Here is a 12,802-nt window from a genome sequence, read left to right as displayed (position 1 = left end):
TCGCGATCTCGATCGCCACATGCCCCGCCGGGAACGACGTCCTCGACACCTCACACGCCGTGTCCGACGCAGTCACCTTCACCGCGTCCGACGACCCCTTGTCGTCCTTCTTCTGCGAGCACCCCACGAGCAGCGTGCCTGAGACGGCCAGGACGAGCAGCGTGGCGGCGGTGGAACGGCGCGCGGGCATGAGGGCTCCAACGGGGAGGGCAGGGTGAACCAGGGCAGGACTGAGTGTGGGTGGGAGAACCGGTTCGCACCGGCGCCCCCACCCACTTAGCTAAGGCATACCTTAGGCAATGCTTATATGACCGTCCACACCGGCCCCCACCTGCAATGAACCCGGACCCGCACGACCCCGTCGTCCCGCGTGTCGTCAGCCCACCAACCCCTTCGCATTCACCCGAGCCGTCACCTTCGCCCGCGCCTTCGCCTCGCCCTCACCGCAGCGGGGTGCGGCGGGCCGCCGCGCGGGCGGTCCAGCGGCCCTCGTGCCGGCTGATCCGGATCGGGTGGCCGAAGCAGGCGCTGATCAGCTCGGTGGTCATCACCTCGGCGACCGGGCCGGCCGCGATGCACTCCCCCGCCCGCAGCAGCAGCGCGTGCGTGGTGCTCTCCGGCAGCTCCTCCAGGTGGTGGGTCACCAGCACGCTGGCCAGCTCGGGGTGCTGGTGGCGCAGCAGGTCGAGGCTGTCCAGCAGCTGCTCGCGGGCCGTGAGGTCCAGTCCGGTGGCGGGCTCGTCGAGCAGCAGCAGGAGCGGGCTGGGCATCAGCGCGCGGGCGATCAGGGCGCGGCCGCGCTCGCCCTGGGAGAGCGTGGTCCAGGGGGCGTCGGCCATCGCGGTCATGCCGAGGGTCTCGATCAGCTGCTCGGCGCGGTCCAGCGCCGCGGGGGCGGGCTTGCGGTACAGGTCCGGCTCGATGGTGTTGGTCAGGCCGGTGAGCACCACCTCGCGCACGCTCAGCGGCGAGCGCAGCGGGTGCCGGGGGTTGACGTGGCCGAGGTGGGAGCGCAGGTCGCGGATGTCGACCCGGCCGAGCCGGCGGCCGAGCACATCCACCTCGCCCCGGGTCGGGTGGGAGACCGCGCCGAGCAGGGCGAGCAGGGTGGACTTGCCGGCGCCGTTGGCGCCGAGCAGGGCCCAGTGCTCGCCGGGCTGGATCGCGAGGTTGATCCCGCGCAGCAGGTAGCGGCCGTCGCGGACGACGTCGACGTCCCTGGTGCGCAGCAGCGGGCCATCGAACAGCGGGGCGGACGTGCTCATGGGTGACGGGCCTCCGTGGGCTTGGCGCCGGGCAGGGGTGCGGGTGCGGGGCGCCGCACCGGGCGGGCAGGCGCCGACCGTCCGCGTGCAGAGTACAACCGTCGGCGCGGCGGAGGTCGGGGCGTCCGAGGTGTGGACGGGCCGCCCGGGAGCGGGCGGTTGCGGCAAGAGCCTGTCGCGGGGCGGTGGTTGCGGGCACTATCGGGGGGATTCGCACGGTGGATGGGGGCTGGCATGGAGATCGGGCAGAAGCGGGCGGGGACGCTGCACGGCCGGTTCGAGGAGCAGGCGCGGCGGGCGCCGGACGCGGTGGCCGTCCGGTTCGGCGGGCAGGATCTGACGTACGGGGAGCTGGACGCGCGGGCGAACCAACTGGCCCGGTACCTGGCGGCGAGCGGTCTCGCGCCGGGCGGCCTCGCGGCGGTGGCGCTGGGCCGGGGCGCGGAGGTGTTCGTCGCGCTGCTGGCGGTGCTGAAGGCGGGCGGCGCGTACGTGCCGCTGGAGCCGGGCGCGCCCGATCCGCTGCTGCGGCACGTGCTGGCGGACGCCGCGCCGGCGGTGGTGGTGACCGAGGAGGCCCACCGGGTGCGGCTCACGGACGCCAGCGGCCGGGCGGTGGTCTGTGTGGACTCGGCGGCGGAGGCGGTCGCCGCGCTGTCCGCCGACCCCCCGCAGGTGCCGGTCGATCCGGCGGACCTCGCCTGCGTCTTCTTCACCTCCGGCTCGACCGCCCTGCCCAAGGGGGCGCTGATCGAGCACCGTCGGCTGCTGGCCGCGTACGAGGGCTGGCGGGAGGTGTACGCGCTGACCGCCGCCGACCGGATCCTGCAGACGGCGAGCCTGGAGTTCGACGTCTTCACCGCGGACTGGGTGCGCGCCCTGTGCACGGGAGCGACCCTGGTGGTCGCCCCGCGCAACCTGACCCTGGACCGCACCGCCGACATCGCCGAGCTGCCCGCCCTGGTGGCCGCCGAGGGCGTCACGGTGCTGGAGCTGAACGCGACCACCGCGCGGCGGCTGCGCGACCGCCTCGACGCCGCCGGGGGCGGGGAGGCGTTCGCCGGGGTGCGGCTGCTGACCGTGGGGGCGGAGAAGTGGTACCTGGACGAGCAGCTGGCTCTGCGCCGGCTGCTCGGCGGGGGCGTCCGGGTGCTCAACGTGTACGGCCTCGCGGAGGCCTCCGTCGACAGCACCTACTTCGACGCGGACGGCGTCACCGAGGACGGCCGGGGCACCTGCCTGGTCGGGGTGCCGTTCCCCGGGAGCCGGGTGTACGTGCTCGGCCCGGACGGCGGGAGCGCGCCGCGCGGGGCGGTCGGCGAGATCGCCGTCGCGGGCGCGGGCCTCGGCCGGGGGTATCTGAAGCGGCCTGAGGAGGACGCCCTGCGGTTCCGGCGCGCCGGGTTCGACCCGGACGGGCGGATCCTGCTGACCGGGGACGTGGGCCGGATCCGCGAGGACGGGGTACTGGAGTTCCTCGGCCGCGCCGAGGCGGTGCGCGGCTCGGCCACGAAGACGGGTGCGGCCCGGACCGCCGGGATCGTCGCCCGGGTGGCGGCGGCCGCCCGGGCCGAGGGCGTGCTGCGCTCGCACCCGGGGGTGCGGGAGTGCGCCGTCGCCGAGGTGGAGGTGGAGCCGGGGCGGCGGGCCGTGGTCGGGTACGCGGTAGCCGCCCCGGGCTCCGTCGCGTTGGACCCCTGGTCGCTCTCCCTCTACCTGGACGAGCACCTGCCGACGGGCGAGGCACCCGCCGCCGTGGTGCCGCTGCCCGCGCTCCCCCGCACCCGGGCCGGCAAGCTGGACCGCGGCGCACTCCCGCTGCCCGCCCCGCGCGACTACACCGGGCCGCGCTCCGGGAAGGCCGGCCGGGGCTCCGCCAAGAGCGGCGGCCGGGCGGGGGCCGGACAGGCCGCCGACCGCCCCCCGGGCTGCATCTGGGCCCTCCCCGTGCTGTTCTTCGCCTACCTGGCCTGGGTGATGACCGACACCTTCTTCCCCCGCTCCACCGACACCTCCCTGGTGCCCTCCCCCTACGCGGGCTACTTCACCTGGCTGTACGTCTGCGAATGCCTGGCGTTCGGCGCGGGCGTGACGTTCCTGCTGTTCGGCCCCCGGGTGATCGCCCGGTTCAAGCGGCCGCTCGGGCTGTCCGTCGCCGCCAACCTGTCGGTGTTCTGGCTGCTGGCCGCCTGGTGGCCGCAGGACAACCTCTACCGCATCAGTTCCCCGACGGACTGGCCGCGCCAGGCCGTGCTGGTCTACGTGTTCAACGTCGCCCTGATGGTCGCGGCCCTGGTCCTCGTCCGCTTCCTCGCCTGGCGCTCACCCACCGACCGGGCCTGACCGCTCCCGGCAACCGCTCCTGGGCAGGCGTCAGCGCAGGGCCTCGAACATCCGGCCCAGGGCGTGGTTCGCCGCGGTGAGGAGTGCCTCGGCCGCGTCCAGTGCCTCGGCGCTGCGCGCGGCCAGGGCGAGGCCGACGGCGGGCTCCGGCTCGTAGCCCGTCGTCGGCACCAGCGGCAGCAGGGTGGCGCCGAGGGCCGCGCAGCGCGGGCGCAGCCGGTCCAGGTGCTCGTGGAGGGCCTCCTGCGAGAGCCGGACACCGAGCGGCGCGCCGTCCAGGGTGCGGACCAGGTGGCCTGGTCCGCGCACCTCGTCGAGCCGGGCGCGCAGCACGAAGGCGACGGCGGGCCCGGTGAGGCGCAGATTGGCCTCGGTCGGGGCGAGCCGGCGCTGGCGGTCGGTGACGAAGTCGACGTCGAACCAGCCCCGGTAGCCCTCGGCGGCCAGCCGCTCGCCCACCGCCAGCCCGAACCGCTCGGCGGTGCGGGCGAGTTCGGGCGGGACGGCGCCGGGGCCGACGGTGACGCCCTGGTAGTGGGTGCCGTCGACGGCCATCTCGCCGGTGCCGACGGGGTGGACCCGTCCGTCGGCGCCGATCACCGCGTCGAAGGTGAGGTCGCGCAGCCGGGCGGCCGGGCCGGCGTCGATGAACTCCTCCAGCAGCAGGCCGTCCCCGGGCGGCAGGACCTCGTCCGCGGTGAGCCTGCGCAGCAACGCCCGGCCCCCGCCCGCCGCGAACAGCTCCTGCGGGGTGACCACGGCGGTGCCGAACCCCCCGACGCCGTAGGGGCTCTTGACCACGGTGGTACCGCCCCGGGCCGCGCGGGCGGTGAGCCGGCGGGCGGCCCGGCGGGTCGTCGCGGGCCGTTCCTGCCACGGCACGACGATCCCCGGGTGGTCGGCGGCCAGCTCGGCGAACAGCTCGTGCGCGGCCGCCTTCGACTCGTAGCGCCGGACGGCGGCGAGCTCCGGACCGCCGCCGCCCCAGTGGTCGGTGCGCCCCCAGCCCACCACCGGCCGGCCGCCGGCCGCGATCCGCTCCGCCAGGGCCGGGCGCCCGGCCAGGGCCCGGCCGAGCGTCACGGTGTCGGCGACCCCGCTGTACAGCTCGACCCTCCCCCACTCCAACTCGCGGGCGAGCCAGGCGATCCAGGCCTCCTCGACCAGCCCGGGCAGGACCACCAGCGCCGGTTCCGGGCTGTAGCAGGCCGCCATGCCCGCGTAGTGGTGCCCCTGGCGCAGCCTTCGCTCCCGCTGCGCGGCCCCCACCCCCTCGGGCAGGAACTGCTCGTTGAAGTCGGCCACATTCCCGAGGTGCACGGCCCGCCGGCCCCCGGTCCACGCCCCCACCCACCCGTCCATACCCGGGAGCCTACGACGGCCGGCCACCGCTCGGAGTCGGAATCAGAGCCGGAATCAGAGCCGAAGGAGGCCGGCCTCCGTCGGACCGAAGCCGCAGGCCTCGAGGTAGAAGGGGCGCAGGTGGGGTTCGAAGTCGACGTGGAGCCACTCGCAGCCGGCCTCGCGGGCTCCGGCGGCGGCCCGGGTGACGAGCTCGGCGCCGATGCCGGTGCGCTGGGCGGCCGTTGCGACGACGGTGTCGAGCAGGAAGGCGTGCGAGCCGCCGTCCCAGGCGACGTTGACGAAGCCGACCAGCCGCCCGGCCCGGCGGGCGCAGACCCAGCCGAGGCTGTGACCGGTCAGCCGGGCGAGCCAGTCGAAAGGTTGCTCGACGGGCTGCTCGACGGGCTGCTCGGCAGGGTGGTCGGAGGTCAGGTCGACGGGCTGGTCGGGGTGGCCGAAGCCTTCGGCGTGCAGGGAGTCGAGCTCGGTGTTGTCGAGGGCTCCGCGCCAGGTGTAGGTGATCGTCACCACCGGATCGTAGAGCAGGGATTCGGGCGCGTTCGTGCGCGCGACACCGGGTGCAATTTCGTTCGTCAACCCTTCCACCTGACAGAACTTGATCGGCTCCGGACACGAAATGGTCAAGATCTGACCCAACGTCTAGCAAAGGTTGGCTGTTCACCGTCAATCTCGGTCGCAGCTCTTTCCCTGCAGCTACCCCGACTGGAGTCAGAGTGAGCCCCACCTCCTCTCACCGCCGCCACCTCGCGGCCGGAGCCATAGCGGCCACCGCCGCCCTCGTCGCCGCCACCTTCCAGGCGGGCGCGGCCTCCGCCGCCGCCACCGGGCGGGACGCGGCGATCACCCTGGCCAGGGCCAACGTCACCCACAACGCCGGCGTCTTCGGCTTCGGCGACGGCCAGGACCTTCAGGTCAAGGACGTCATCCTGGACGCCGACGGCAGCCAGCACGTCCGCTTCGACCGCAGCTACCTCGGACTGCCCGTCGTCGGCGGCGACCTGGTGGTCCACCAGGACGCGCGCGGCCGGCTCAAGGACTCCTCCCGCGCGGCGGCCCACGACGCCGCGGTGAAGTCCATCGTCCCGACCGTCCCCGCCCAGGCCACCGCCGGTCGCGCGCTCCAGGCCGCGCCCGGCATCACCTCCGCGACCAGCACGCCCGAGCTGGTCGTCTGGGCCGCCGACGGCACCCCCCGCCTCGCCTGGAAGACCACCGTCGCCGGCGTCGGCGACCACGGCCAGCCCTCTGGACGGGTCGTCGTCACCGACGCCACCACCGGCGAGCAGATCGAGGCCTACGACGCGGAGCACCAGGCCAACGGCACCGGCCACTCCGAGTACACCGGCGACGTCACCATCGCCACCACCCAGCAGTCCGGCGGCTACGCGCTGAAGGACCCGACCCGCGGCCACGTCACCAAGGACGCCCACAACGTCGACGCCGACACCCTGACCGCGTCCTCCGGCACGCTGTTCACCGACACCGACAACGTCTGGGGCGACGGGCGGAAGTTCTCCACCGACCGCTCCACCGCCGCCGTCGACGCCCACGCCAACACGGCCTGGACCTTCGACTACTACAAGAACGTCTTCGGCCGCAGCGGCATCAAGAACGACGGCAAGGGCGCCACCGTCTTCGTCCACGTCGGCACCAAGTGGGACAACGCCCAGTGGTCCGACGAGTGCTTCTGCATGATGACCGGCGACGGCGACGGCGTGACCGACCCCGAGCAGGTCGACCTCGACACCATGGGCCACGAGATGACCCACGGCGTCACCAGCGCCACCGCCAACCTGCGCTACAGCGGCGAGTCCGGCGGCCTCAACGAGGCCACCAGCGACATCTTCGGCACCATGGTCGAGTGGTACGCCAACAACAGCGTGGACACCCCCGACTACCTGTTCAGCGACCAGTCCACCCCGCCGTGGCTGCGCCGGATGGACAAGCCCTCGCTGGACGGCCGGTCCGCCGACTGCTGGAACAGCAGGGTCGGCAAGCTGGACGTCCACAACTCCTCGGGCGTCGGCAACCACTGGTTCTACCTCGCCAGTGAGGGCAGCGGCAGCAAGACCATCAACGGCTTCACCTACAACAGCCCGACCTGCAACGGCTCCACGGTGGCCGGCATCGGCAACGAGAAGGTCGCCAAGATCTGGTACCGGGCGCTGACGGTCTACATGACCTCCACCACGACCTACAAGGGCGCCCGCGCCGCGTCGCTGAGCGCCGCGAAGGACCTCTACGGCGCCACCAGCACCGAGTACAAGGCGGTCGCGGCCGCCTGGAGTGCCGTCTCCGTCGCCTGATCCCGCACGACCCAGCGGCTCGCACCACCAGCGGCCCGTCGCTCCGGCGGCGGGCCGCTGCCGTGCGTGCCGGGCGCGGTCGGCCACGGCCTCTGCGTCGGTGCCGCACCGGCCCCGACTCCGGCCCCGACTCCGGCTCCAACTCCGGCTCCGGACTCAGGTGGTGAAGCCGATGTGCACGTGGTCGTGGTGGGTCTCGTCGGTGAAGAACTGGTTGCCCGCGCCGCCCGAGAGCGCGATCGGACCGCCCACGTTGTAGGAGCCGGCCGCCGCCGCGTCCCGCATGAAGGACTCGATCAGCCGCCGGGGCGTGGCCGCGTCCACCACCGCCTGCCCGTCGATCTGCCACACGTCCAGGGCCCGGCCGCGCGGGTGGTCGCTGGGCCGGCTGGTGCCGAACACGTCCAGGGGGTGCCCGGACCGCAGCACGGTGAGCGACAGCCGGTAGGTACCGGCCAGGTCGAGCATCGCCCGGAGCACGCTCTCGTGCACGACGCCGCTGCGCAGGTCGGCGACCGCCGCCGGCGGCAGCTGGATCCGCGGCTGCGCCAGCACCTGGCCGACGGCGGGTGACGGCGAGGCGGTGGGCGCGGCGGGCACGCCCGGGATCAGTTCGGTGACGGCCCAGCGGGGCTGCTCCCGGCTCAGCCGGACGTCGACCGTCGTACCGCCCTCGGCGATCGAGCCGTCCGCCTGCCGGGTCCACTGGCGGCACGCGACCATGACGCTGGAGGTGTCGGCGAGGATGCCCCCGTACTGGGCCTCGATCACCTCCAGCGCGGCCTCCTCCGCCGCCGGGGCGAGCGGGCCGGCCTGGTCCACCAGCGTCGGCGGCAGCCCGAGCGCCGCCACCCGGGCCCTGGCCGCCTCCGGCCCCCCGCCGCCGACCGGCCAGGATCCGATCGCCGTGACCAGCTCGACGGCGCGGCGCTTGACGTCGGGCTGCACGTCGGAGGCGCTCGGCTGCCAGGGCGGCGGCTTCGGCAGCGCGGCGACGGCGACGGTGGCGGTGGCGGTGGAGGGGGCAGTGGAGGGGGCAGTGGAGGTGGCGGTGGAGGGGGCAGTGGAGGTGGCAGCCGCGGTGGCCGTCGGGGTGGGGCTCGGGGACGGCTCGGGCGGATTGGTCGCCGACGCACTGCCGGTGCCGGTGCCGGAGCCGCCGCCACCACCACCGCTACCGGTACCGCTGCCGCTGCCGCCATCGCTCGCGCAGCCGGCGGCCGAGAGCAGCAGGGCGGACGCGCCCGCCAGCAGCAGCCCGCGGCGGCCGGGCCAGGGGGCGCCCGTCTCCTCGTTCAGCACCGGGCCAGTATGCCCGCCGGCCCGGCGGCGACCGGCGTGTCAGCCCAGGACGCGCACCGGCGTGCCGTCCAGGAAGGCCGCGATGTCCTCCACCGCCTGGCCGTAGTACGTCCGGTAGTTGTCCCGCGAGACGTAGCCCAGGTGCGGGGTGGCCAGCAGCCGCGGGGCGGTGCGCAGCGGGTGCCCGGCCGGGAGCGGTTCGAGGTCGAAGACGTCCACCGCCGCGCCCGCGATCCGGCCCCCGGTCAGGGCGGCGAGCAGGGCGTCCTGGTCGACGATGGCCGCCCGGGAGGTGTTGACCAGGTAGGCGTCCGGCTTCATCAGAGCCAGTTCCGCCCCGCCCAGCAGGTCGCGGGTGCGCTCGCCCAGCGCCAGGTGCACCGAGACGAAGTCGCTGTAGCCGAGCAGTTCCTCCTTGGAGGCGGCGCGGCGCACGCCGACCTCGGCGGCCCGCTCGGCGGTGAGGTTACGGCTCCAGGCGACCACGTCCATGCCGAAGGCGAGGCCGACGCGGGCGACCAGGCTGCCGATCTTCCCGAGGCCGAGCAGGCCGAGCGTCCGGCCGGACAGGTCGGCGCCGACGGTGCTCTGCCAGCGGCCGCCCTCGCGCAGCGCGGTGTTCTCCGGGACGATGCCCCGGGCGAGGCCGAGCAGCAGCGCCCAGGTCAGCTCGACCGGCGCGGTGGAGGAGCTGCTGGTGCCGCAGACGGTGACCCCGTGGGCCGCGGCGGCGGCGAAGTCGATGACGGAGTTCCGCATGCCGGTGGCGACCAGCAGCCGCAGCCGGGGCAGCCGGGCGAACAGCTCGGCGGGGAAGGCGACGCGCTCGCGCAGGGTCACCACGAGGTCGAAGTCGGCCAGGGCCTCGGCGAGTTCGTCCTCGGTGCGGAAGTGCTCGGGGAAGGCGACGACCTCCACCCGGTCGGTGACGGGCGACCAGTCGACGATGCTGGTGGAGACGCCCTGGAAGTCGTCCAGTACGGCACAGCGAAGTTTCATGTCGGCACTCTCGCAGAGTCGATGCCTCCCCGTGGCGGCGGGGCACGGACCGTCACCCGCGCTGGCCGGTACGGACTCCAACTGCTCATTTCAGGATGCCGCTGGAACTGAAGGAAGCGTTGACGCCATGGCAAGTTCGACCAGGACTTGGCAGAGGCCGGCACGTCGTTCGTGCCGGGTGCGGAGTCGCTGCTGGTGATTGAGCGGGGGCGGGCCCGGGTTGTGGTCCGGGCCCGCGTGGTGTGGTGGTCAGGCCTTGACGGCTTGGTTGATCTCACCCCCGGTGACGGTCGGGTTGGTGGCGGCCCCGGCCGGTGTGGCCTTCTTGGTGGCCTGGATGGCGAGTTCGGCCATCTTCTCCAGGTGCTGGGTGGCGGTCTTCATGGCGTCCTGGGCGCGTTCGCCGGCGGCCTTGTCGCCGGCGGCGGCGGATTCGATGCCCTTGGTGAGGACCTGGCCCATGGTGTTGAGGCCGCTCATGTCGCGGAACAGGTTCGCGGTGGTGATGGCCTGCGCGGCCTGGAGACCGGTCGGGTCGGGCATGGCCACCAGCGGCGTGAAGGACGCCGCGGTGGTGCCCAGGCCGGCCACCGAGAGGTCGAGGTTCTGCGCGCGGGTGCCGGTGGCGACCGGTGCGATGTCGGGTGCGGTGATCTGGATGGGCGAGTCCTTCCAGTTCCAGAACCGTGTGAGGTCGATCTTCTCGGCCGAGTTGGCCCGGCCGAGGACGGCCTCGGCGAACACGCCGTCGGTGGCGATGGCGATGGTGTTGGTCACCGACGCGCCGAGCGAGGTGTCGCTCTGGTGGCGGGCCTTGGCCCATGCCTCGCGTTCCTGTTCGGTGGGGAAGTTCCACCGGAAGCCGAGGTAGTTGCCGGTGGCGGCGACGGGCTTGGGGTCCAGCAGCATGCCGAGCGGGACCGCGGCGGCGGTCGAGCCGGCCGGGGTGTAGGAGTAGTTGGCGAGGATGCGGCTGAGGGTCAGCTCGTCGGCGTTGGCCCACACGGCCTGGCTGTAGTGGCGGCGGTTGTCGTTGAGGTGGTCCAGCACCGCTTGCGGCACGCTCCCGCCGCGCACGTGGAAGCCGAGCGAGGAGAGGTAGGTGCGGGTGCCGGACTTCACCGTCGCACCGAACAGCCCGCACAGGGCCGCTCCGCCGGCGTCCTCGCTCAGGTCGGGTGCCGTGGTGGTGGTCTCGGCGACGCCGAAGTTGGCCACGCCCGAGGTCATCGTCAGACGCAGTCCGGCGAGGCTGCCGCGGGCGCCGGTGCCGGCCCAGGCGTCGTAGGAGAGCAGCTTGTCGGTGGGGCCGAAGGTGTAGGAGGCGCGCTGGAGGACGCCGGAGCTGCCACTGTCGCCGAAGCGGACGGTCTGGCCGGGGAAGACCACCTGGATGCTGCGGATTCCGGCCTCGTCGTACCAGACGTCGATCTTGGAGGCGTAGGAGGAGTCGGCCTTCGGCGGGGCGTCGAAGGCCAGCGGCGCTTCCCGTTGCGCCATCAGGATCCGCAGGAGGGAGCCGTCGGTCTTGAGTACCCAGTGATCCCCGTTGGTGGACGAGACGATCTCGGCTATGCCGGTGATCGTCGCGAAGGGGGGCTTGGGGGTGGTCCAGGCGATCGCGCCCGGTTCCACCACGAGGGCCTTGCCCTCGGCGGTGATGCCCCACAGCGTGCCGTCCGGACCTGCGGACAGGCGCTGCACGTTCGGCACCGGGGTCCGCTCCAGCCATCCGCCGCCGCTGCGCTCGTAGGTCCGCCCCTGCCGGCAGTACCAGACCCTGTCCCGGCCGACAGCGGTGATGTCGTCAGCCAGGACGTTCGTGTCGTGCGATACGCCGTTCGGGTCGCGGTAGTGGATCGCGTTGCCCATGCCGACGACATAGAGCGTGCCGTCCGAACCGCAGGCAAGAGAGCGTGCCGCCCAGCCCTGTGCGTCGCGCCGCCAGGTCGTGCCGTCGAACTGGACGAGCAGGTTGTCGGTCCTGAGCGCCCAGAGGGTGTCCTTGCCCGGGGCGATGCGGATCAGGCTGCTGTCCAGGCCGGTGGTGGGCAGCGGGTTCCACTGCCGGGCCACCGGGTCGAAGCGGACCGGGCTGCCGTCGGACTTGCGCACCCCGTACACGCCCACGGGAGAGGCGGCGATGTCCGCGAGGTCCACCCCGTCGAAGTGGGCCACCTGGGGTGCCTCCGGCGCCGTGCACGCGTCCAGCTTGCGCTCGGCGGTGTTGAAGGGGTTGGCCTCCCGGATCTTCTTCGCCCACTCGGCGGGCGCCACCGACGCGAGGACCTCCTTGTACCGCTGCAGGGTGGTGTTGGTGAAGGTGAGTTCCTGCAACGGGATGAACAGGCAGCGTTCGAGCTTGGTCGGCTTGGTCGTCACGCTGTAGACCTGCACGACCTCGTAGTACTGCACCGACATCGCGTGCATGTGGTTGTAGTTGGTGACGACGCGGGTGAGGACCTTCTCCTTCTCCGACTGCGTCGTCTCCCGTACCACGGTCATGTTCCGGCTGCGGGCGGCGGTGGCCAGTTGCTGGGTGCGCGCGCTGATGCGCTGCGCGGCCTCGGCGGCGACCGACTTCACGCCGGTGGAGCGCGAGACCGCGGTCGTGAATCCCGAGTTGGACGAGTTGCTCCAGGACGCGCCGCCGCTGATGATGCCGAGCGAGGTGCCGAAGGTGCCGCCCGAGCTGGCGGAGTTGCTTGCCTGGGAGGCCCGGGAGGTGCCGTACTGCTCCTCGCGGGCGATCGCGTTGGCGACCTCGCTGATCGAGCGGTTCTGGTCGGTGATGCTGGAGAGCGAGTCGTTCTCGGCGGTGTTCTCGGTGCCGGTGGCCTTGGTGCCGCGCTGCCAGTCGACGACCGCGACCTTGGTGCTCTCTCCGGGCGCGAGCGCCAGGCTGTGCAGCAGCCGGCCGAGCGTGACGCCCTCGGCTTTCCAGCTCTGCTCCGTGGTGACGATCATGCCCTCGGCCGGGCGGTCGTAGAACGGCAGGTTCTCCTCGCCGAGGTCGATGGCGCCGGTGAGCTTGCGCGCCGGCTTGGCGCCGGGGATGTCGGTGAGCACCACCGACCGGTAGCGGACGATCTCCGTGGGGTAGTTGCCGGTCGTCGGGAGCAGGTCCTTGGGTGTCTCGCCGTCCAGCCCGGCACGGGCCGCCGGGGGTGTCGCCGGGGTGGTGGCAGGTGTTCCGGTGCTCGGGGTGGTCATCACTGTTCC

General features: G+C 73.4%; 8 protein-coding genes and 1 pseudogene. 2 read left to right on the top strand and 7 right to left on the bottom strand.

Annotated elements, in window-relative coordinates; all coding sequences use genetic code 11:
* Nucleotides 1-190, bottom strand: a pseudogene (locus ACFVVX_RS29835) (peptidase M75); the annotation flags it as partial.
* Between the two features lie 250 nt (nt 191-440).
* A complete protein-coding gene (locus tag ACFVVX_RS29830; protein ID WP_387950071.1) occupies nt 441-1,265 on the bottom strand; it encodes an ABC transporter ATP-binding protein in 825 nt (274 codons plus the stop codon).
* 234 nt (nt 1,266-1,499) lie between these two features.
* On the opposite strand from ACFVVX_RS29830, the gene ACFVVX_RS29825 reads away from it, so the two are divergent.
* The gene (locus ACFVVX_RS29825) at nt 1,500-3,608 is read left to right on the top strand and encodes an amino acid adenylation domain-containing protein (protein ID WP_387950069.1); all 2,109 of its coding nucleotides are present in this window, start codon (nt 1,500-1,502) and stop codon (nt 3,606-3,608) included.
* Between the two features lie 30 nt (nt 3,609-3,638).
* On the opposite strand, the gene ACFVVX_RS29820 is transcribed toward ACFVVX_RS29825, so the two are convergent.
* The gene (locus tag ACFVVX_RS29820) at nt 3,639-4,970 is read right to left on the bottom strand and encodes a hypothetical protein (protein ID WP_387950067.1); all 1,332 of its coding nucleotides are present in this window, start codon (nt 4,968-4,970) and stop codon (nt 3,639-3,641) included.
* A gap of 54 nt (nt 4,971-5,024) precedes the next feature.
* Entirely contained in the window at nt 5,025-5,480 is a 456-nt protein-coding gene (locus ACFVVX_RS29815) for a GNAT family N-acetyltransferase (protein WP_387950079.1), read from the bottom strand.
* A 206-nt stretch (nt 5,481-5,686) separates the two neighbouring features.
* Between ACFVVX_RS29815 and ACFVVX_RS29810 the strand changes: the two genes are divergently transcribed.
* The gene (locus ACFVVX_RS29810; protein WP_387950065.1) at nt 5,687-7,279 is read left to right on the top strand and encodes a M4 family metallopeptidase; all 1,593 of its coding nucleotides are present in this window, start codon (nt 5,687-5,689) and stop codon (nt 7,277-7,279) included.
* Nucleotides 7,280-7,435: 156 nt separating this feature from the next.
* Here ACFVVX_RS29810 and ACFVVX_RS29805 read toward each other — a convergent pair whose 3' ends face one another.
* The 3 genes from ACFVVX_RS29805 to ACFVVX_RS29795 all read right to left on the bottom strand — a co-directional run bounded on the left by ACFVVX_RS29805 (nt 7,436) and on the right by ACFVVX_RS29795 (nt 12,793).
* Entirely contained in the window at nt 7,436-8,581 is a 1,146-nt protein-coding gene (locus ACFVVX_RS29805) for a hypothetical protein (RefSeq protein ID WP_387950063.1), read from the bottom strand.
* 39 nt (nt 8,582-8,620) lie between these two features.
* Complete coding sequence (locus tag ACFVVX_RS29800) at nt 8,621-9,580, bottom strand: D-2-hydroxyacid dehydrogenase family protein (protein ID WP_387950061.1); 960 nt, start codon at nt 9,578-9,580, stop codon at nt 8,621-8,623.
* A gap of 249 nt (nt 9,581-9,829) precedes the next feature.
* Nucleotides 9,830-12,793, bottom strand: a complete 2,964-nt coding sequence (locus ACFVVX_RS29795) for a hypothetical protein (RefSeq protein WP_387950059.1) — start codon at nt 12,791-12,793, stop codon at nt 9,830-9,832.
* Between the last annotated feature and the right edge of the window lie 9 nt (nt 12,794-12,802).

Origin of the sequence: Kitasatospora sp. NPDC058170, from assembly GCF_042883905.1 — a bacterium.
GTDB lineage: Bacteria > Actinomycetota > Actinomycetes > Streptomycetales > Streptomycetaceae > Kitasatospora.
Note: the sequence above shows the minus strand (reverse complement) of the source record. Positions and strands in the feature narration are given on the sequence as shown.